The sequence below is a fragment of the Blastococcus sp. SYSU DS1024 genome, assembly GCF_054050795.1.
The window spans coordinates 42,109-61,979 of sequence record NZ_JBJHAA010000005.1; the positions used below are offsets into that span (position 1 = coordinate 42,109).

Below are 19,871 nucleotides of genomic sequence, written 5' to 3' on the forward strand. Positions count from 1 at the left end.
ACCGCACGTGCAGCGGGTCCTGCTCCGCCGCCGGGAGTCCGCGGTGGAGATCACCGAGCTCGCCGACGACGGGTCGACGGGGTCGGTCACTCGCGTCCCGGCCGGGGGACTGCCCGCCGTCGTGGCGCAGCGGGAGGCCGCTGCCGCACCCGTCCGCTGGGTGTGGGACGACACCACCCGCTGGTACCCCGCGCTGCTGGCGGCGGGGGTCCGCGTCGAGCGCTGCACCGACCTGCGGCTCGGGCACGCGATCCTGCGACGGTCCCCGTTCGCGGCCCAGGAGCTGCTCACGGGGGACGACACCCACGGGTGGGACGCGCTGCAGCCCGGCCCGCCGCCGGAGTCCGCCCTCTTCCCGCTGGCCGACCCGGCCGACCTGCTCGACCCGGTGGCCGAGCAGCGGCGCCAGCAGGCGGCCCTGGCCGCCTCCCCGCACGGCGACCGGCTCGCGCTGCTGCTCGCGGCGGAGTCCGCCGGCGCCCTGGTGGCCGCCGAGATGACGCACACCGGCCTGCCGTGGCGGGCGGACGTGCACGAGCGCCTGCTCACCGACCTGCTCGGCCCGCGCCCGGGAAGCGGTGGGCGCCCCGCGGTGCTCGAGCGGCTGCTGGGCGAGATCCGCGCGGCGCTGGGCACCCCGTCGCTCAACCCCGATTCGCCGGCCGAGCTGCTGCGGGCCCTCCAGCAGGCCGGTCTCCCGGTGGCCGACACCCGCTCGTGGACCCTCGAGCAGCTCGACCACCCGTGCGTCCCCCCGCTGCTCGAGTACAAGAAGCTGATGCGGCTGCTCACGGCGAACGGCTGGAGCTGGCTGGAGACCTGGGTGCAGGCGGGGCGGTTCCGCTCGGCCTTCCTGCCGGGCGGGGTGGTCACGGGTCGGTGGGCGTCCCACGGCGGGGGTGCGCTCTCGGTGCCCACGCTCATCCGCCCCGCGGCGGTCGCGGACGACGGCTGGCGGTTCGTCGTCGCCGACGTGGCCCAGCTGGAGCCCCGGGTGCTCGCCGGGATGAGCGCGGACACCGCGATGGCCGAGGCGGCGCGGGCCTCGGACCTCTACGCGGGCATGGTCGCCGGTGGTGCAGTGGCGACCCGGACGGAGGCGAAGCTGGGCATCCTCGGCGCCATGTACGGCGGCACGCGCGGGGAGAGCGGTCGCATGATGCCCCGGCTCGCCCGCCGCTACCCGCGCGCCATCGGCCTGGTCGAGGAGTCCGCCCGGGCCGGCGAGCGCGGCGAGGTGGTGCACACCCTGCTGGGCCGGGGGTCGCCGTCGCCCACCGGGGCGTGGGCGCAGCGGGCGGACGGGCTCGGCGAGGCCGCGGATCAGGCCGGGTCCCGGGAGGACCGCGACCGCGCCCGCCGCGCCTGGGGCCGGTTCACCCGCAACTTCGTCGTCCAGGGCACCGGAGCGGAGTGGGCGATGTGCTGGCTGGCCGACCTCCGCAACCGGCTCTGGCGGCTGGGCGGCGACGGGCCGCTGGAGACCCGGGCGCACCTGGCCTTCTTCCTGCACGACGAGGTCGTCGTGCACACCCCCGAGCACCTGGCCGACGCCGTGGCCGAGGCGGTGCGCGCCGCGGCCACCACGGCCGGGCGGCTGCTGTTCGGCGCCTTCCCGGTGGACTTCCCGCTCGACGTCGCCGTCGTCCGGTCCTGGGCCGACGCGGGCTGAACGGCCCGCCCTACACCACCGAAGGGGCCGGCGAGCTGCCGCGACACGCGTCACGATCTGCGGAAGTGGCCGCTTCCGCATTGTCACGACTGCATAACGACGGTTACCGTGGCGGAGCCCGACCGATCGTTCTCTCCCCATCCGGGGAGGTCTGCCGGGCGCCGCCGAGTTGCCCTTCGGGGTGAGCCGGGGACCCACCGAAGTTCTGGGGTGAATCGCGCGCCGGGCACGTCCTGGTGCGGGTAGGGCAACTTCTGAGCCCGAATCCGTCAGCTAACCCGGTAGGCGGCACGACGGAAGAAACGGAGAGCCGCCGCATGGCGCGCCCCTGCACTGCCGCACCACCACGCGCCCGCCGGCACCGCCGCCTCCAGGGGCGTCCCCGGACCTGACCGCACGCGCACCCGGCGTCCCGCCGGTCGCCCACCGCCACCGATGAACCGCACCGGCCGAGCCGCCGGTGCCCGGTGGCCCCGCGACCCGGCGCCGGTCCGCAGCCCGCATCCCTCGCGGTCCGCCTCGCCCGGCCGACCCCGCCGCACCCCCGGAGCACCCGCACCCATGGATCCCCGCACCACCACCTCGGGCCGTCGTGGCCCGCTCGCCCTCCGCCGTCGCCCGCCCTCGGGCCTCCGCCGTCCCGCGCTCTACCTCGGGGTGGCCGCCGCCGGCGCCCTCCTGGTCAACACCCTCGTCGGCGTGGACCCGGGCGCCCAGGCCGAGGCCGGCACCCCGCAGTCGGTGAGCGTCGCCCAGGAGCTGGGGCTGACCTCGCGTTCCGGGCCGGTCGACGTCGCCGAGGACCTCGCCCCGTTGCAGGACCTGGCGGCCAGCCGCAGCAGCCGCGAGGCCGAGCAGATCGCGGCCCAGGAGGCCCAGGCCGCGGCCGACCAGGCCGAGCTCGACCGGCAGCAGGCCGAGGCGGAGGCCGCCGCCCGCGCCGAGGCCGAGGCGGCCGAGGCGAAGGCGGCGGAGGAGGCCGCGGCCGCGGAGCAGGCGGCCGCAGCGCCCGCCGCGGCGACGCCCACGCAGCAGCAGGCCCGGGCCGCCGCGACCGCCGCCGCCTCCGTGGCGGCGACGGCGGTCGCCCGGATCTCCAACACCGCCGGCAGCGTCAAGCCGCAGGTCCAGACCGCGGCGGACGCCGTGATCAGCAACGTCCCCGGCGCCGCGGGGATCACCCTCGGCGGCACCCGGGCCAGCGCCGCCGACCCGGGCGGGCACCCCTCGGGCCTCGCGCTGGACTACATGGTGATGTCCGACGCCGCCCTCGGGGACGCGATCGTCGCCTACCACCGCGCCCACTGGGCCGAGCTGGGCGTGGACTACCTGATCTGGCAGCAGCGGATGCTCTCGTCCGCGGGCGGGTCGTGGCAGGCCATGGAGAACCGGGGCAGCGCGACGGCCAACCACTTCGACCACGTGCACGTGAACTACAACTGACCACGCCGTCCCGCGGCGGTTCCTAGGTGAGCCGGCGGACCACGGACAGCGGCAGCACCCGCATGGCCAGCCCGAGCGGCACCCAGGGCCACGCGGGCACGTAGGCCGTGGTCCGCCGGGCCTCGATGGCGGCCACCATGGCGCGGACGCCGGTCGGGGTGTCCACCATGAACCGGGTCCGCTGCTGCACGTGCTGGTTCATCTCCGACCGGATGTAGCCCGGGTAGATCACCGACACGTCCAGGCCGGGGACCCGCTCCGCCCGCAGCCCCTCGGCGAGGGACGCGACCCCGGCCTTGGTGGCGGCGTAGGTGGTCATCGACCGGCGCATGCCGCGCAGCGCCGACATCGAGGAGATCAGCACGAGGTGACCGCGGCCCTGGCGGCGGAAGATCTCCAGCGCCGCCTCCGACTGCGCCAGCGCGCCGACGAAGTTCGTCATCGCGGTCTCGCGGTTGGCGTCGGCCCGTCCGGTGCCCAGGGGGGCGCCCTTGCCCAGGCCGGCGTTCACCACCACCCGGTCGATCGCCCCGAACGCCGCGGCGAACGCGGCGAAGACCCTGGGCACGGCGTCGGCGTCGGTGACGTCGAGCGCCGCGGTCTCCACCCGCCGGCCGGTGGCCGACCGGATCTCCGCGGCGAGGGCGTCCAGCCGATCGGTGCGCCGGGCGCAGAGCGCCAGGTCGTGGCCGCGGGCGGCGAACTGCCGGGCCATCTCCTCGCCGAGGCCGGAACTCGCGCCGGTGATGAGGACGACGCCGGTGCTCATGGGTGCTCCTGTCGATCGGTGCGGCGAGCCCCTGCGGCCGGCCGGCACGCACGGTACGAGAGCCCCGCAGGGGGAGCGTGACCGGCACCGCCGGCGCCCGGTGGCACCCACCGGGTTCCACCTCGTGGGCTCCATCGGGGTTCAGCGGGCCTCCGGACGGGCACACCGGGAGGACGCACGAGCACGGGACGCGCGGGCGCGACCACGCGGCACCGACACGAGGGGATTCGGGAGTGACGACGGCCGGAACCAGTCGACGGTGCCTGGACGGCCGCTACCAGCTGCAGGAACTCATCGCCGTCGGCGGGATGGGCGAGGTGTGGCGGGCGCGCGACCTGCAGCTCCACCGGTCCGTGGCGGTCAAGGTGCTGCGCAGCGAGTACGCCGACGACCCGGTGTTCGTGGCCCGCTTCCGCTCCGAGGCCCGGCACGCGGCGGCGCTGAGCCACCCCAACATCGCCGCGGTCCTCGACTACGGGGAGACCACCGCCGAGGACACCGGCGAGCGGCTCGCCTACCTGGTGATGGAGCTCGTGGAGGGCCCCCCGCTGTCGGCCCGGCTGGCCGAGGTGGGGTCGCTGGACACCGCCGCCGCGCTCTCGCTGCTGCGGCAGGCGGCGGCCGGGCTGGCCGAGGCCCATCGCGCCGGCGTGGTCCACCGTGACGTCAAGCCGGCCAACATCCTGCTCGGCCCGGACGGCACGGTGAAGCTGACCGACTTCGGGATCTCGTGGTCGGCGGGGAGCGCGCCGATCACGGGCACCGGGCAGGTCGTCGGCACCGCTCAGTACATGTCGCCCGAGCAGGCGCGGGGTGAGCACGTCAGCCCTGCCAGCGACGTCTACGCCCTCGGCCTGGTCGGCTACGAGTCCCTGACCGGCCACGCGGCCTTCGACGGCGACAACCCGGTCACGGTCGCGCTCAAACAGGTGCAGGAGCACCCCGAACCTCTCCCCGCCGCGCTGCCGTCCGGCGTGCGCGCCCTGATCGACGCCGCCCTGGTCAAGGACCCGGCGCAGCGCCCGCGGGACGGCGGCGCCTTCCTGTCGGCCGTCGAGGAGGCGATCCTCCGACCGGCGGGGACGGCGCCGCGTCGAAGGCCGCTGGTCACGCGCCCGGTGCGGGCGGCGCGCCCGTCGTCCCGGGGCACCCGGGCGGCGCCGGGGCGGGCCGGCCGTCGCCCGGCCCTGGCCGTCGCGACGCCGCTGGCGGCGTTCCTCCTGCTCGGGGGCGGCGCCCTGTGGGTCATCCCGGATCCGGACGCGGGCGCCGGCCGGTCCGCCGGCGCCGTCTCGACCCCGTCGGCAGCCGCGGGTGTCGTGCTGGCCGTCGAGGAGTACCTCGGCCGCCCGGCCGCCGAGGTGGCCGCGGAGCTCGGCGCGCTGGGGCTGACGGTGCGGCAGGAGGAGGACGTGACGGCGGAGCAGGCCCCGGGGACGGTGACCCGCCTCGAGCCGGCCGCCGGCATGCTGCTCCCCGGTGACCAGGTGCGTCTCGGCGTCGCGGTCCGGCCAGGTGTGACGGAGCCGGAGCTGCCGCCGTCGACCGGTGGGGGCGCCATCCCGGTGGGGCGCCCCGAGCCCGTGGCGCCCGCCCCGGAGGTGACGGTCGCCGAGGAACCGGTGCGGAGCGCCCCGGCATCCCGCGGCCCGGCAGAGGAGAGCACGGGTCCGGCGAGGGGCGCGACGTCACCAGGCGGGGACGCCCCCGAGCCGAGCACCCCGCCGCGGAACGGAGAGGTCATCGCCGGGCCGAGCACACCGCCCGAGGGTGGCGGCGGCACGACCGAGCCGACCAGCCCGCCGGAGGGTGACGGCGGCACGACCGAGCCGACCAGCCCGCCGGAGGGTGACGGCGGCACGACCGAGCCGACCAGCCCGCCGGAGGGTGACGGCGGCACGACCGAGCCGACCACTCCGCCGGAGGGTGACGGCGGCACGACCGAGCCGACCACTCCGCCGGAGGACGACGGCGACGACGGTGAGCAGACCGCCGCCCCGGAGGAGGACGACGAGGACGCCGGTGAGCAGACCGCCGCCCCGGAGGACGACGACGACGCCGGTGAGCAGACCGACGCTCCGGAGGAGGACGACGACGCGCCGGAGCGGGACGACGACGAGGTGGCGCCCGCCGCCCGCATCTGACCCGGCGTCGCCCGGCACCGACCGGGCAGCCGGCCGTCAGAGCAGCCGGTCGAGGTCGTCCGGCCCGGGACCGGTGCCGCCGGAGTCGCGCAGGGGAGAGGTGTCGGGGACGTCGTCCTCGGGGGGCTCGGGGGCCACCGGCCCCTCGGCGTACAGGGTGTCCGGGTCCCGGGGGTCCATCTCTCGTGGCACGGATCGCGACTACCCGGTGCGGCCGGGACGAACCCGCCGCGAGCGGTGCCGGGGCTCAGGTCCTGCGGCTCAGGTCCCGCAGAAGGTGCGGTAGGCGCCGAAGTCCTGCGGGGCGGGCGCGGCGTAGCGCTCCAGTCCCGGGCGCTCGTCGAAGGGGGCGGTCACCACGGACAGGAGCCGCTCCAGCGGTGCCAGATCCCCGCCGGTCGCCGCGTCCAGGGCCTCCTCGACGAGGTGGTTGCGCGGGATGTACGCCGGGTTGACGCCGTCCATGGTCGTGGCGTCGGGGGCGAGCGCCCGCCAGCGCCCCAGCCAGTCGTCGATGCCGGCGAGGTCGAGGAAGAGCAGTCGGACGCGCTCGACGTCCCCCCGCGCCGCCGACCCCAGCCCGCGGAAGAACGCCGTGAGGTCGACGTGGTCCCGGGCGAGCAGGGTCAGCAGCTCCTCGGCCACCTGCCGCACGAGGGCGTCCTCGACGCCGTCGGGCAGGCCCAGCTTCGCGCGCATCCCGGCGGTCCAGGCGGCCTCGTACCGCGGGGCGAAGCGGCCCAGCGACTCGACGGCGAGGGCGACGGCCTGCTCCTGGTCGTCGGACAGCAACGGGAGGAGCGCCTCGGCCAGGCGGGCGAGGTTCCACTGGGCGGCCGCGGGCTGGTTGCCGTAGGCGTAGCGCCCGCTGTGGTCGATGGAGCTGTAGACCGTGGCCGGGTCGTAGGCGTCGAGGAAGGCGCACGGGCCGTAGTCGATGGTCTCGCCCGAGATGGTCGTGTTGTCGGTGTTCATCACGCCGTGCACGAAGCCGACCAGCATCCACCGGGCGACCAGCTCGGCCTGGGCGGCGACCACCGCGTCGAAAAGGGCGAGGTGGGGGTGGTCGGCACCGGCGGCCGCCGGGTGGTGGCGGGCGATGGCGTGGTCGGCGAGGCGGCGCAGCAGCTCGACGTCGCCGAGGACGGTGGCGTACTGGAAGGTGCCCACCCGCAGGTGGCTGCTCGCGACGCGGGCGAGCACCGCGCCGGGGAGCAGGGTCTCGCGGCGCACCGGGCGGCCCGTCGCCACCACGGCCAGGGCGCGCGTCGTCGGGATGCCGAGGGCGTGCATCGCTTCGCTGACCACGTACTCGCGCAGCATCGGGCCCACCGCGGCCAGGCCGTCGCCGCCGCGGGCGAACGGTGTGCGGCCGGAGCCCTTCAGGTGCAGGTCGCGCAGCGCCCCGCCAGGGCCGGTGAGCTCACCCAGCAGGAGCGCGCGCCCGTCACCCAGGCGCGGGGTGAACCCGCCGAACTGGTGGCCGGCGTAGCCCTGCGCCACCGGGGTGGCGCCGTCGGGGACCAGGGTGCCGACCAGCAGCCGGACACCGTCCGGGCTGCGCAGCGTCGCGACGTCCAGGCCCAGCTCCGCGGCCAGTGGCTCGTTGAGCACCAGCAGCCGCGGGTCGGGAGCCTCCTCGGCCCGCCAGGGGACCGCCAGCTCCGGGAAGTCTCGCGCGAAGCGGTCGTCCAGGGCAACGGTGCGTGCCGGCGCGGAGGTCATTCCTCCGAGGGTACGAGGGTTGCCGGGGAACGGCCGGGGACGATCAGGCGCTGATGGTGTCCCGGCGCTGCAGGCGCACCCGGCGGCGCTCCCGCTCGGAGAGGCCGCCCCAGATGCCGAAGCGCTCGTCGTTGGCCAGCGCGAACTCCAGGCACTCGGCCCGCACCGGGCATCCGGTGCACACCCGCTTGGCGTCCCGGGTCGAGCCGCCCTTCTCGGGGAAGAACGCCTCCGGGTCGGTCTCGGCGCAGAGCGCGTCGAGCCGCCACGCGTCGTCGGCCTCCGTCAGGGCCGGCCAGGCCGGGGCGTCGTCGATCGGCGCGAGGTGCTCGGTGGCGGAACCGGGGACCAGGGTCAGGACGGGGCGGGAGAAGGAAGGCACGGGAAGCTCCTCGGACGGTGGTGTGGGGGCAGGCGGGGTGACGGACCGGTACGGCCTGCTTGCTGCCTGTGACGTTACGGAGAAGGTGTCGCGTCGGCACTGGCAGAATCCGTACGAAACCGTCTCGTCCGTTTGGCCAGTTGTGTGCTCCCGCCGTCACCGGCCGGTGTCGGGCAGCGGGATCCGCGGGCGCTGCCTAGCCTCCGGGGGTGGCCGGACCGCATCTCCTGAACCCACTCCTGGCGGCCGAGGACGAACTCGTCTCGGACGCGATCACGTGGCAGGAGGCCACGCAGGCCCTGGTGGCGCTCGTCCTCGGGATCGTCCTCGCCGCCGCCGTCCGCCGGGTGATGGTCCGTGCGATCGACCGCGAGGGCAACCGGCACATCGGCCGCGTCGTCGGCCGGTTCGCCAGCGTCGTCATCGCCGCGGTGGGCGCCGTCTACGCGCTGGGTCTCATCGGTGTGCAGATCGGCCCGCTGCTGGGGGCACTCGGCGTGGGCGGTATCGCGATCGCCTTCGCCGCCCAGGACATCCTGCAGAACTTCATCGCCGGGGTGCTGCTGCAGGTCCGGCACCCCTTCCGCGTGGGGGACCAGATCGGCAGCGGTGACCACGAGGGCGTGGTCGACGACGTCAACCTCCGGACGACGGTCCTGCGCACCTACGACGGGCTGGTCGTGTACCTGCCCAACGCCGAGGTGCTGAAGAACCCGATCGTCAACTACACCCAGACCCCGGTGAGCCGCACCTCGCTCACCGTGGGGCTGCCCTACGACGCCGACCTCGAGCGGGCCCAGCAGGTGCTGCTCCAGGCGTGCCGTGACACCGACGAGGTACAGCCCAGCCCGCCGCCGGAGGTCTGGGTGGAGGAGTTCGCGGACTCCTCGATCAACGTCGCCGTCCGCTACTGGCACCCGGCCGACATCGCCAGCCGCTGGCGGGTGCGCAGCGCCGTCGCCATCTCGCTCAAGGCGGCGCTGGACGCGGCCGGGATCTCCATCCCCTTCCCGCAGCGGGTGCTGTGGTTCCCCGAGGGCACCGGTGCGGGGGAGCGGGCCGGGGAGGGGAGCGGACGGCCCGGCTGATCAGCTCCGGCGGGTCCTGCCCCGGGGGCCGCCCTGCCGCCCACCGAGCGTGCGGCCGGCCGCGCGACCAGCGGTCCGGCGGCCGCCCGTGCTCGGACGGCGGTCCCGCTCGCCGCCGCCGCGGCCGGCGGGGGCGCTGCAGGGCCGGCACGTGGTGAACCAGGGTGCGATCGCGCTGCCGCACTCCACGCACTTCCCGGACCGGCCCAGGGCGATGGCGTCGGGGAGCAGCTCGGTGATCATCTCGGCGCACTCCTCCTCGACCCACGCGGCGTCCTCGCTGTCCAGGCCGGCGACGCCGGGGAACTGGCGGAGCAGGGTCTGGGCGTCCCGGGCCGCCGCCGCGGCCTGCTCGTACTCCTCGACGGTGCCGCCACGGGGGACGTCCGGCAGCACCGTCTCCGGCGGGACGGGCAGCCCCACGGCGTGCTGCAGCGCCGCCTTGGCGAGCACCAGCCAGCGGGTGCGCCGCGGCGGGTTGTAGTCGATGGCGAGGTTGACCAGCCGCCAGACGGTGTTCAGGTCGCCGGCCGCGCCCAGCGGACCGCGGAGGAGCGGCAGCAGGGCGTGCACCCGGAGGACGAGGCTGGTGACGTCGTCGGCGGTCATCGCCTCGTCGCGCGTGGCCGCCCGGGCCCACGCCATCCACCGGGTCAGCGCCTCGGGGAGGTCGACCGCCTCGAAGGCGCCGAGATCCTCGAGCTCCGGCCGCAGCCGGGGCGCGCGCTTGGGCAGGTCGCTCATCTCGTCACCGCGTGCCACGGCGGCGCCGGCGCCGACCAGCGACGCCACGGGCTTGAGGCCGCTGACCCCGATGAGGATGCCGACGGCACCGTGCCCGGTCAGGCCGTAGCGCCCGGCCCGCCCGGCGATCTGGGCGGCCTCCCAGGTGCGCAGCGGCCGCATCTCCTGGCCGTCGAACTTGGTGGTCTCGGCGAAGAGCACGGTGGTGGCCGGCACGTTGATGCCGTGGCCGATGACGTCGGTCGTGACCAGCACGTCGAGCTCGCCGCTGGTGAACCGCTCGATGACCTCGCGCCGGGTGGCCGGGGGGAGCGCGCCGTAGAGGACGCCCACCTTGCCGGGCCGGTGCTGGTCGAGCTCGGCGGCGACGGCGTAGACGGCCTTGCGGGAGAAGGCGACGACGAGGGTCTGCGGCCGCACGTTCGCCGGTCGCACCGGCGCGCGGAGCACGTCCAGCCGGGAGAGCCGCTTGTGGTTGATGACCTCGACGTGCTCGGCGTCGGAGACCAGCGGCTTGAGCACCAGGTAGGCCTCGGCGGCGGAGATCAGGTGCATCTCGCGGTACTCGCCGGTGAGCAGGAGCCGCGCCCAGTGGTGGCCGCGGTCGGGGTCGGTGACCCAGTGCGCCTCGTCGAGCACCAGCATCTCGCCGCGGTCGGGGGCCTTCTCGACGGTGCAGCAGACGATCGCCGCGTTGGGGTCGATCTCCTCCTCGCCCGTCGAGAGGCCCACGGTGCCCTCGGGCAGCTGGGCCGAGAGCTTGGCGTAGGCCTCGTGGGCGAGCTGGCGGAGCGGCGCGGCGTAGACGCCGGAGCCGGTGGCGGCCAGCGCCTGGAGGGATTCGTAGGTCTTGCCGGAGTTGGTCGGGCCGAGGTGGAAGACGACCTCCTCCGGCCGGGTGGCGCGGGCGGGAAGCTCGGGTGCGGCGCCTTCCACCCAGCTCTGCTGGGCTCGCTGCTCCTCGCGCGCGGCGGCGCGGTCGGTCTCGCGTGCGGCGCGGTCGGTGCCGCGGGCGGCGGCCGGGCGGGTGGCGGAACGGTTCCGCCGGCGGGCGGGCGCGGGCTGGGGGTGGTGCTCGGGCAAGCGTGATCCTCGAGGTGCTCGGGGGCAGGTGCGCGCCTCTGCCGAGTCGCGTCGTCGCCAGAGCCAACACCGAGGGTCACCGATCCATGCCCGCGGGGTCGGTAGCGGGTTCGTCCCCAGCACGAACGCCTCGTCCGGCGCCCGGTCAGCCGGTTCGTGCGCGTTCGGGTTCTCCGGCGAGGTGGGGAGGAGGAGGATCTCGGTGCCGTCGGGCCGGTAGGTGTGCCATCGGCCCGCCTGCGCGGGGCAGGCGGGCCGTTCGGCGGGGGACGGTGCGGCTCAGTGGGAGGCTGTGCCGACCGGCTCCCGGTCCCGCGGGGGCGCCGACTTCTCCAGCGCGGAGCCCTCGACGTCGAGCACCGGCAGCCACTGCAGCCAGCGCGGCAGCCACCAGGCCCGCTCGCCCAGCAGCGCCAGCGCGGCGGGGACGAGCACCATGCGGACGACGAAGGCGTCGAACAGGATGCCCGCGGCCAGGGCGAACGCGATCGACTTGATCGTCGCCTCGCCCGCCGGCACGAACCCGGCGAAGACCGAGAACATGATCAGCGCGGCGGCGACGACCACCGGGGCGGCCTGGCGGAACCCGGTGCGGATCGCCTGCAGGGGTGCCACGCCGTGGGCGTGCGCCTCGTGCATCCGGGACACCAGGAAGATCTGGTAGTCCATCGCCAGCCCGAACAGGATGCCGATCACCAGGATCGGCGTCAGGCTGATCAGCGGCCCGGTGGTGTCGAGGTTGACCGCGTCGGCGAGCCAGCCCCACTGGAACACCGCCACGGTGGCGCCGAGCGAGGCGCCGATGGTCAGCACGAAACCGAGCACGCCGACCAGCGGCACCAGCAGCGAGCGGAACACCAGCACGAGCAGCACCAGCGCCAGGCCGACGACGAGCGCCAGGTACACCGGCAGGGCTTCGTCGAGGCTCCGCGCGACGTCCACGCTGACCGCCGTCTGCCCGGTGACCGACGCCTGCACGCCCTCGAGATCGGCGAGCTCGGCACGCAGGTCGGCCACGAGCTGCTCGGTCGCCGGGTCGGTGGGGCCGGACTCGGGGATGACGGTGAGCAGGGCGGCGCTGCCGTCGGCGTTCGGCACCGGCGGCGTCACGAGGGCGACGTCGTCGAGCCCGGAGATCGTGCCGCTGACCTGTGCGGCCTGCTCCACGGCCCCGGCGCCCTCGAACAGCACGGTGATCGGCCCGTTGAAGCCCTCGCCGAAACCGTCGGCGAGCAGCTGCTGGGCGCGCGCCTGGGTGCTGTCGGCGGGGGGCGTCTGCACCAGCGTGGTCTGCATCGAGAAGAACGGCACGGCGATGGCGCCCAGCACGACGATCGCGAGCAGCAGCGAGGGGATGCGGTGGCGGGTCACGGTGTCCGCCCACCCGGCGAGCAGCCCCCGCCGGTGCGACGTCGCGACGCCCCCGGCGGCCCCCTGCGCGGTCGCCCGCTGCGCGCGCGGCAGCGCGCGGTACCCGAGGTAGCTCAGCGCGGCCGGCACCAGGGTCAGCGCGACCAGGACGGCGACAACGATGGTCAGCGCCGCCGCCACGCCCATCTGCGTGAGGAACGGGATGCCGACGACGGCCAGACCGGTCAGCGCGATGACGACGGTCAACCCCGCGGTCACCACCGCGGAGCCGGCGGTGCCCACGGCGGTTGCGATCGCTGTGCCCACGTCGGCGCCGGACCGCAGCTCCTGCCGGTGGCGGCTGACGATGAACAGCGCGTAGTCGATGCCGACCGCCAGCCCGAGCATGGCGGCGAGCGTCGGCGTGGTCGAGGAGAGGTCGGTGAACCCGGTGGCGATGGTGATGCCCAGGACACCGATGCCGACGCCCACGAGGGCGGTCAGCAGGTTGAGGCCGGCGAGGACGAGCGAGCCGTAGGTGACGGCGAGGACGACCAGCGCCACGACGACGCCGATGGCCTCCGCCGGGCCGCCGACGTGCGGCGCCTCCTGGGTGGCCTCACCGGAGACCTCGACGGTGAACCCGCCCTCCCGTGCCCCGTCGACCGCCTCGAGCAGCGCCTCCTGCTGCGCGGGTGTGACCTCACCAGGCGCCGCGTCGTAGGTGACGGTGCTGTAGGCGGTGGTCTGCTGCTGGTTGACCGCCGGCGCCGCCGGGTCCAGCGGGTTCGTGGCGTTGACCACGCCGGGCAGCTCGGCGAGCTCGGCGACGAGCTCGCCCACGACCGGCGCGTTCTCCGGCGTGGTGAGGGTCTCGCCCTCGGGCGCCTGCACCACCACGCGGGCGGTGGCGCCCTCGGCGCCGGCGCCGAACTCCTCGCCGATCCGCTCCAGGGCGTTGGTCGACTCCTGCCCGGGGATGGAGAAGGAGCTCGACGTCTCGCCGGCGAGCGTTGCGGCGCCGGCCCCGCCGGCGACGAGCACCACCAGCCAGACCAGGATCACCGGGAGACGGCGCCGGTGCGCGAACGCACCGAGCCGGGACAGCAAGACAGCCATGAGGATCAGGCCTCCACCTGGTCGGTAGCGGGAAGAGCGGCGCCGGCCCCGTGGTGGCCGAGCGCGTCGAAGCAGGTGGCGACGATGAGGGGCCGCCACGTGGTGGTGCCGTCCTGCTGCCGCGCCGCCAGGGTGAGCACCGCGAGCGCGGTGAGCGCGCCGACGACCCGGATGGCCCGCTCGGTCTCGAGCGCGCCGGGGGCGACACCGAAGGCCTCCAGGGCCGCCGCCACGGCGTTCTCGACCTCGGGCCCGGTGTCCTCGGCGCCCGCCTGGGTCAGCGGGGCGAGGAGCAGCGCGACCAGCCCGGGGTGGGCCAGAGCGATGTCGACGAGCGCGTCCAGCGCCAGCCGGTCGCGCGCCGGGCCGGGCGGCAGGTCGACCACCTGGTCGAGCACCCGCTGGCCGAGGGCGCCGGCCTGGGCCAGCACGGCCGCGTGCAGCGCTTCCTTGCTGGGGAAGTGGTGGAGCAGCCCGGCCTTGGACAACCCGACGGCGGCAGCGACGTCCTGGACCGACGTCTTGGCGAAGCCGCGCCGCGCGAAGAGGGCGGCGGCGTGGTCGAGGATGCCCCCGTCCACCTGCTGCCGGAACGGTCGCGCCACGGAAAGCAGGTTACGCGCGACCGACCGGATCGGTAGGTCTACCGACCACTTCGGTCGGTGGTGTCCGTCACGCCGGCCGTCGGAGGACCGGGTCCGGTGTCAGCGCCCCGGGTGCTCGCCCAGGACCGAGGTGACCATCCGGTGGTCCTCCAGCTGGGGGAGCCCGGAGACCGCGACGACACCCACCGGGCCGACGTCCCGCACCAGCAGCGGGAAGGCGCCGCCGTGCGCGGCGTAGAGCTGCGGGTCCAGCCCGAACTCCGACTCGAAGGTGGTGCCGCGCTCGATGCTGGCCTGCCGGACGTACAGCGAGCTGTGCCCGAACCGGTGCACCACCCGCGACTTCCGCTCGATCCAGTGGGCGTTGTCGGGGGTGGCCCCGGGCAGCGCGACCGAGAAGAGCCGGTGGCCGTTGCGGGTGATCTCGATGGCGACGGGGGCGGCATCGCGCCGCGCGGCGGCCACCAGCGCGCAGCCGAGCACCCAGGCGTCCTCGTTGGTGAACGAGGTGAGCTGGAGGTTCTGCTCCTCCGCGGCGAGCTCGGCGACGGTGGGGAAGGGCTGCGTCATGGGTCCTTCCTACCCGCCGACGCGTCCCGCCGGGCGACCCCGTGAGCCTTCGCGCGCGAGGCTCACGGGGATCCGGCGGGCGGCGCGGGGATCAGCGGCGCAGTTCGGCGAACGTGTCGGCCACCCAGTCGGCGATGAACGTGCTGACGTAGGGGAGGTGGTCCAGGCCGATGTGCTCGGTCGCGCCCTCCTCGGGCGTGAACACGCGCAGCTCCCGCTTCGGGGAGTTGACCGCCTGGTCGTAGGAGCGGTGCGCCATCTCCAGCGGGATCTGCCGGTCGTTGGCGCCGTGCGCGATCAGGAACGGCACGGTGATCTGCTCGACGACGCCCTCGAGGTTCACGGCGTCGGCGAAGTCGAGGAACCCGTCGAGGTCCTTCTCGTCGCCCTCCTGCCCCCACACCCAGAGCACGTGCTCCCAGTAGTGCGGGACCGGGCGCTCGCCCTCGCGCTCCCTGCGGCGGCGCTGCACCGCACCCCAGTCGTGGTTGGCGCCCCAGGCGACGCAGAGCGCGAACCGCTTCTCGAACGCCGCGGCGCGGGGGGCGTAGTAGCCGCCCAGCGACCAGCCGACGATGCCGATCCGGGAGGCGTCGACGTCGTCGCGGTCCTCCAGCCAGTCGACCGCCGCGCCGGCCCAGACCTCGGTGTCGATGCGGGCGGTCAGGCCCTGCAGCCGCAGCGCTTCGCCGGTGCCCGGCTGGTCGAGCATCAGGCAGGAGATGCCGCGGGCGGCGAGCTCCTCCCAGTGGTTGGAGGCGTACATGTGCTCCTTGGTGGAGTCCAGCCCGTTGACCAGCACGACCACCGGAGCGGGGCCGTCGTCGGTGGCCGGTGCCTGGCTGAAGTAGGCCGGCAGCGTGGTGCCCTCGTAGGGGATCTCGACGCGGGAGACGCGGGGGCTGTGCGTGTCGAAGGCCTTCTGCGCCAGCTCGAGCATCCGCCGGTAGGTGGGCACGCGGTTCGGGTCGGAGTGCGCCAGCATCCGCTCGGCCTGCGCCAGGTAATTGCTGGCGCGGAACCACAGCTGCCCGGCGGTGCGGACGTGCCCGGCCTTCTCCGCCGCCTCGGCCTGGTCGACGAGCTGGTCGGTCAGCGCCCGCCAGGCGCGCAGGAAGTCGGGTGTCCCGGCGTCCTCGCCGGCGTTCGCGGCGTCCTTGATCGGCCGGCAGGCGCGGTCGACCTCGTCGATCAGCCCGCCGGAGTTCAGCGTCGCGACGACGCTGAGGTTCCAGGTGTAGGGGCCGGTGGGGAAGTACTCGAACACGGGTGGTTCCTCTCGCAGGTGTTCAGGAGGCGGTGCGGACGGCGTCGCTGATCGACTTCACGCCGCCGTGGGCGGACATCCCGCCGTCGACGGGGATCTCCGCGCCGGAGATGAAGGAGGCCTCGTCGCTGAGGAGGAAGGCGACGAGCGGCGCCACCTCGTCGACGGTTCCGGTGCGCCCGAGCGGGGTCTCGGCGACGTTGGCGTCGCGGAAGGCCCGCGCTGCGGAGGCGGTCATCGGCGTCTCGATGTAGCCGGGGTGCACGGTGTTGACCCGGATGCCCCGCGGCCCGAGCTCCAGGCACGCGGCCTTCGCCAGTCCGCGCAGCGCCCACTTGCTCGCCGTGTACGCGACCGGGAAGTGACCGGTCAGCGCGGCCACGGAGCCGACGACGACGACCGAGCCGCCCGCGGTCATCAGCGGGGTGAGCGCCTGGATGCCCAGCAGGGTGCCGGTCACGTTGACCTCCGACACCCGCGCCAGGTCGGCCGGGTCGAGGTCGGCCAGCCGGGCCCGCCAGGTGACGCCGGCGTTGGCGACCAGCCCGTCCACGCGGCCGAAGCGTGCGCGGAGGTCGGCAGCGAGCGCCGTCCAGCCGTCCGCGTCGGTGACGTCGAGCCGGTGGTACTCGACCCCGGGGAGGGCCTCGGTGGGCGCCTCCCCGAGGTCGAGAGCCAGCACGGTCGCGCCCGCGGCGGCCAGCAGCCGGGCCGCGGCCGCCCCCTGGCCCTGGCCGGCTCCCGTGACGACGACGACCTTCCCGGCGACCCTCACGGCACCCGCTTGCGCGTCCGTGGTCGCGGCCGGGCCGGGGCGACGGGGGGCAGGTCCACGCCCTCGACGACGCGGTTGCGGATCGTGCCCAGCCCCTCGACGGTCATCTCGACGACGTCGCCGGGCCGCAGCGGCGGGGGAGCGGCCTCGCCGCGGGTGCCCCACAGCTCGGCCAGGCAGCCACCGTTGCCGCAGGTGCCCGAGCCGAGCACGTCGCCGGCGCGGACCTCGGTGCCACGGGAGGCGTAGGAGATCAGCTCCTCGAAGGGCCAGCCCATGTTCGACAGCAGGTCCTGACCGACCTGGACGTCGTTCACCGAGACGCGCACGTCCAGCGCGAGGAAGCCGTCGTCGTCCCGGTAGGGCTCGAGCTCGTCGGCGGTCACCAGCCAGGGGCCGAGCGTCGTCGCGGAGTCCTTGCCCTTGGCCGGGCCGAGCTTGACCGCCATCTCCCGGAACTGGAGGTCGCGGGCCGACCAGTCGTTGAAGATCGTGTACCCGAAGACGTGCTCGCGGGCCTGTTCCGGGGTGAGCGAGGCGCCGTCGCGGCCGACCACCACGGCGACCTCGAGCTCGAAGTCGAAGCGCTTCGACCCCGGGGGCACCGGGACGTCGTCGAAGGCGCCGACGAGCGCGTACGGGTTGGTGAAGTAGAACGTCGGCGCCTGGTACCACTCCGGCGGGACGGCCTCGCCGCTCGGTGCCACCATCCCCTCGACGTGCTCCTCGAACGCGACGAAGTCCCGGACCGTCGGTGCGGCCAGCGGCGGCAGCAGCCGGACGGAGCCGACCGGCACGGCCGGCCCGTCCAGCGCGGCGGCGCCCGCCTCGAGCGCGGCCGGTAGCCCCGCGCGGACGAGGTCGAGGACGCTGAGACCGTCGGGAAGGGCGTGCAGGCCGGCGGTGTCCACCACGCCGGCCTGCACGCGGCCTTCCGCCTCCCAGGTGGCGAACCGCATCAGACCGGGGGAGCCACGAAGAGACCCTTGTCCGGGTCGTTGAACGACTTCTGCGCGACGAACTCGTTCATCGCGTTCGCCGTGCCCCACTGGTCGCTGACCTCCGGGTTGCTGATGTCGTAGAGGTGCGGGTGCCAGGTGTCCTCGTCGAGGGTCTCCAGCTCGGTCGTGTACTCGACGGTGTTGCCGTGCGGGTCCAGGAAGTAGCTGAAGGTGTTGTTGCCGGCCAGGTGCCGGCCGGGGCCCCAGATCTTCTCGACGCCGGCGCGCAGCAGGCGACCGGTGCCGCGCATGTACTCGTCGACGCCGCGCATCTCGAACGAGGCGTGGTGCAGCGAGGCGTGCGGGCCGCGGGCCACGGCCATGCTGTGGTGCCAGGCGTTGGTGCGCAGGAACCACATCATGTTGCCCATGCGCGGGTGCATCAGCGTGTCCGACAGCGAGAAGCCGAGGTGCTTGTCGTAGAAGGCGACCGTCCCCTCGGGGTCGGCGGAGTTGAGGACGACGTGCGAGAGGCGCACCGGGATCGACTCGCCCTCCTCGATCGCGCGGTGCTGCCGCACCCCGACGTCGGAGCTGATCTCGATCGTGCGGCCCTCGTTGTCGAAGAACCGGAAGCCGTAGCCACCCCCGGGGGTCTGCAGCGTGCCCGGCTCGGTCACGAGCCGGACGCCGTCGCGGGCGAGCTGCCCGGCCAGGGTGTCGACGTCGGCGGCGTTCGCCGCGCCGAACGAGATCAGGTCGATCCGCTTGTCGGCCGCCTCGCGCAGCCGCACGATGTACTGCTCCGGCGACCCCTCGGCGGCCAGGAAGGCCAGCCCGGAGTCGGTGTGCTCGGTCGTGAGGCCCCAGGTGCCGGAGTAGAAGTCGAGCTGCTTGGCGAAGTCCGGCACGGCGAGGTCGACGTGGCGCAGGTGGGTGATCAGTCGCTGGGTCATGGTGTCTCTCCGAATTTGCGGGCGAGATCTGCACACTCGCCCTCATCAGGGGCTCCGGACGGGCGACTGTGCAGATCTCGCCCGGGTGGAGGTGGCTTATGCGGGCTGGCTGGTGAGCATGGCGATGGAGCGCATCAGGCCCGGGATGTCGCCCTGGACGTGGTCGAGCTGCCACCGGGCGAGCTGGTTGGAGGCGTCGACGACGGTCTTCGCGCGGTCGAAGCGGCGGGCCGTGAAGGCGTCCCAGAGGTCCTGGTCGAGGGCGTCCCGCTCGACGAGCAGCTCGGCGAGGACGACGGCGTCCTCCAGGGCCATGGCGCCGCCCTGGGCGATGGTGGGCGGGCAGGTGTGGGCGGCGTCGCCGATGAGCACGACCCGGCCGCGGTTCCACGGCTCGTCGAGGACGTGCGTCTCGAACCAGGTGTAGTTCACCCGGGACGGGTCGGTGAGCGTCTCGCGGATCTCGTCCCACGGGCCGTGGTAGGCCTGCGACAGCTGCTTCATGGTGGCCAGCTGCTCGTCGGGGGAGAGGGCGCTGCGGTCCTGGGCGTCCTCGACGATGTAGGCGTAGAGCGAGTCGTCACCGGTGGGGCAGTACCCGGCGATGTAGGAGGGGCCGCCGTAGTAGAGGTCGGTGCGGGTGACGCTGGCCGGGCGGGGCCCGAAGGCGCGCCAGATGCCCATGCCGACCGACGTCGTCTCCAGGTTGACGCCCAGTGCTCGGCGCGTCCAGGAGCGGACCCCGTCGGCGCCCACGACCAGGTCGTACCGGCCGGTCGAGTGGTCGGCGAAGGTGACGTCGACGCCGGCCTCGTCCTGGGCGAGCCCGGTGTGGGTCGTGCCGTACCGCAGCTTCACGCCGACCTCGGTGGCCCGCTCGCACAGGATGCGTGCCAGCTCGGGACGGGGCATGCCCATGGCGGCGGGCAGGTCCGGGCCCCCGGTCTTGGCGTCGGGGATCTCGGCCACCACCGTGCCGTGCGGGTCCGGGGCACGGATGCCGGTGACCTCGAAGGCGTAGCCCGCGGCCTGGACCTGGTCCCAGACCCCCAGGGAACGCAGCTCGCGCAGGGCGTTGCCCTGCAGCGTGATCCCGGAGCCGATGGCGGCGATGTCCGGCTTGATCTCGAGGAGGTCCACGGCCACACCGGCCCGGGCCAGGTGGATGGCGGTCGCCGCGCCGGCCAACCCGGCTCCGACGACGAGGACGTTGTTCACGGCAGGCATGGGGTCTCCAA

Annotated in this window: 17 protein-coding genes and 1 riboswitch; of the genes, 4 read left to right on the forward strand and 13 right to left on the reverse strand. The window is 74.8% G+C overall.

From position 1 onward, the window contains the following. Nucleotides 1-7 precede the first annotated feature (7 nt). Nucleotides 8-1,672, forward strand: a complete 1,665-nt coding sequence (locus ACI79S_RS06375; RefSeq protein ID WP_456592596.1) for a bifunctional 3'-5' exonuclease/DNA polymerase — start codon at nucleotides 8-10, stop codon at nucleotides 1,670-1,672. 152 nt (nucleotides 1,673-1,824) lie between these two features. Beyond that, nucleotides 1,825-1,976, forward strand: a riboswitch (cyclic di-AMP (ydaO/yuaA leader). 257 nt (nucleotides 1,977-2,233) lie between these two features. After that, nucleotides 2,234-3,115 carry a hypothetical protein gene (locus ACI79S_RS06380; RefSeq protein ID WP_456592597.1) on the forward strand — a complete coding sequence of 294 codons (882 nt, stop codon included), beginning with the start codon at nucleotides 2,234-2,236 and terminating at the stop codon, nucleotides 3,113-3,115. 22 nt (nucleotides 3,116-3,137) lie between these two features. Here the strand turns inward: ACI79S_RS06380 and ACI79S_RS06385 are convergent, their stop codons facing one another. After that, nucleotides 3,138-3,884, reverse strand: a complete 747-nt coding sequence (locus tag ACI79S_RS06385) for an SDR family oxidoreductase (RefSeq protein ID WP_456592598.1) — start codon at nucleotides 3,882-3,884, stop codon at nucleotides 3,138-3,140. Nucleotides 3,885-4,117: 233 nt separating this feature from the next. On the opposite strand from ACI79S_RS06385, the gene ACI79S_RS06390 reads away from it, so the two are divergent. Further along, nucleotides 4,118-6,028, forward strand: coding sequence for a protein kinase domain-containing protein (locus tag ACI79S_RS06390; protein WP_456592599.1), 1,911 nt, complete (start codon nucleotides 4,118-4,120; stop codon nucleotides 6,026-6,028). Between the two features lie 36 nt (nucleotides 6,029-6,064). On the opposite strand, the gene ACI79S_RS06395 is transcribed toward ACI79S_RS06390, so the two are convergent. The 3 genes from ACI79S_RS06395 to ACI79S_RS06405 form a co-directional block, all read right to left on the reverse strand. Next, a complete protein-coding gene (locus tag ACI79S_RS06395; protein WP_456592600.1) occupies nucleotides 6,065-6,220 on the reverse strand; it encodes a hypothetical protein in 156 nt (51 codons plus the stop codon). 69 nt (nucleotides 6,221-6,289) lie between these two features. Further along, nucleotides 6,290-7,753 (reverse strand): protein adenylyltransferase SelO, encoded by a 1,464-nt coding sequence (locus ACI79S_RS06400; RefSeq protein WP_456592601.1) that lies wholly within the window; start codon nucleotides 7,751-7,753, stop codon nucleotides 6,290-6,292. Between the two features lie 43 nt (nucleotides 7,754-7,796). Continuing rightward, a complete protein-coding gene (locus ACI79S_RS06405; protein WP_456592602.1) occupies nucleotides 7,797-8,135 on the reverse strand; it encodes a WhiB family transcriptional regulator in 339 nt (112 codons plus the stop codon). Nucleotides 8,136-8,344: 209 nt separating this feature from the next. Here ACI79S_RS06405 and ACI79S_RS06410 point away from each other — a divergent pair, with 209 nt between their 5' ends. After that, the gene (locus ACI79S_RS06410; protein WP_456592603.1) at nucleotides 8,345-9,223 is read left to right on the forward strand and encodes a mechanosensitive ion channel family protein; all 879 of its coding nucleotides are present in this window, start codon (nucleotides 8,345-8,347) and stop codon (nucleotides 9,221-9,223) included. Here ACI79S_RS06410 and ACI79S_RS06415 read toward each other — a convergent pair whose 3' ends face one another. From ACI79S_RS06415 to ACI79S_RS06455, 9 genes are all read right to left on the reverse strand, one after another. Beyond that, a complete protein-coding gene (locus ACI79S_RS06415; protein WP_456592604.1) occupies nucleotides 9,224-11,050 on the reverse strand; it encodes a helicase-related protein in 1,827 nt (608 codons plus the stop codon). A 279-nt stretch (nucleotides 11,051-11,329) separates the two neighbouring features. Continuing rightward, entirely contained in the window at nucleotides 11,330-13,519 is a 2,190-nt protein-coding gene (locus tag ACI79S_RS06420; RefSeq protein WP_456592605.1) for an MMPL family transporter, read from the reverse strand. A 5-nt stretch (nucleotides 13,520-13,524) separates the two neighbouring features. Next, complete coding sequence (locus ACI79S_RS06425) at nucleotides 13,525-14,124, reverse strand: TetR/AcrR family transcriptional regulator (protein ID WP_456592606.1); 600 nt, start codon at nucleotides 14,122-14,124, stop codon at nucleotides 13,525-13,527. Nucleotides 14,125-14,223: 99 nt separating this feature from the next. Continuing rightward, nucleotides 14,224-14,694 (reverse strand): heme-degrading domain-containing protein, encoded by a 471-nt coding sequence (locus ACI79S_RS06430; protein WP_456592607.1) that lies wholly within the window; start codon nucleotides 14,692-14,694, stop codon nucleotides 14,224-14,226. Nucleotides 14,695-14,785: 91 nt separating this feature from the next. Beyond that, on the reverse strand, nucleotides 14,786-15,961 hold the full coding sequence (locus ACI79S_RS06435; RefSeq protein ID WP_456592608.1) for an alpha/beta hydrolase family protein: 1,176 nt from the start codon (nucleotides 15,959-15,961) through the stop codon (nucleotides 14,786-14,788). A 22-nt stretch (nucleotides 15,962-15,983) separates the two neighbouring features. After that, a complete protein-coding gene (locus ACI79S_RS06440; protein WP_456592609.1) occupies nucleotides 15,984-16,736 on the reverse strand; it encodes an SDR family NAD(P)-dependent oxidoreductase in 753 nt (250 codons plus the stop codon). After that, the gene (locus tag ACI79S_RS06445) at nucleotides 16,733-17,695 is read right to left on the reverse strand and encodes a fumarylacetoacetate hydrolase family protein (protein WP_456592610.1); all 963 of its coding nucleotides are present in this window, start codon (nucleotides 17,693-17,695) and stop codon (nucleotides 16,733-16,735) included. The genes ACI79S_RS06440 and ACI79S_RS06445 overlap by 4 nt, the downstream gene beginning before the upstream one ends. Continuing rightward, the gene (locus ACI79S_RS06450) at nucleotides 17,695-18,633 is read right to left on the reverse strand and encodes a VOC family protein (RefSeq protein WP_456592611.1); all 939 of its coding nucleotides are present in this window, start codon (nucleotides 18,631-18,633) and stop codon (nucleotides 17,695-17,697) included. Before ACI79S_RS06450 ends, ACI79S_RS06445 begins: the two co-directional genes overlap by 1 nt. A gap of 96 nt (nucleotides 18,634-18,729) precedes the next feature. Further along, on the reverse strand, nucleotides 18,730-19,860 hold the full coding sequence (locus ACI79S_RS06455) for an FAD-dependent oxidoreductase (RefSeq protein WP_456592612.1): 1,131 nt from the start codon (nucleotides 19,858-19,860) through the stop codon (nucleotides 18,730-18,732). Nucleotides 19,861-19,871: the final 11 nt, after the last annotated feature.

Bases quoted from the DNA above. Each gene is read 5' to 3' on its own strand.
- ACI79S_RS06380 (WP_456592597.1), top strand. From the start codon at position 2,234: ATGGATCCCCGCACCACCACCTCGGGCCGTCGTGGCCCGCTCGCCCTC.
- ACI79S_RS06385 (WP_456592598.1), bottom strand. From the start codon at position 3,884: ATGAGCACCGGCGTCGTCCTCATCACCGGCGCGAGTTCCGGCCTCGGC.
- ACI79S_RS06400 (WP_456592601.1), bottom strand. From the start codon at position 7,753: ATGACCTCCGCGCCGGCACGCACCGTTGCCCTGGACGACCGCTTCGCG.
- ACI79S_RS06420 (WP_456592605.1), bottom strand. From the start codon at position 13,519: ATGGCTGTCTTGCTGTCCCGGCTCGGTGCGTTCGCGCACCGGCGCCGT.
- ACI79S_RS06430 (WP_456592607.1), bottom strand. From the start codon at position 14,694: ATGACGCAGCCCTTCCCCACCGTCGCCGAGCTCGCCGCGGAGGAGCAG.
- ACI79S_RS06445 (WP_456592610.1), bottom strand. From the start codon at position 17,695: ATGCGGTTCGCCACCTGGGAGGCGGAAGGCCGCGTGCAGGCCGGCGTG.
- ACI79S_RS06450 (WP_456592611.1), bottom strand. From the start codon at position 18,633: ATGACCCAGCGACTGATCACCCACCTGCGCCACGTCGACCTCGCCGTG.
- ACI79S_RS06455 (WP_456592612.1), bottom strand. From the start codon at position 19,860: ATGCCTGCCGTGAACAACGTCCTCGTCGTCGGAGCCGGGTTGGCCGGC.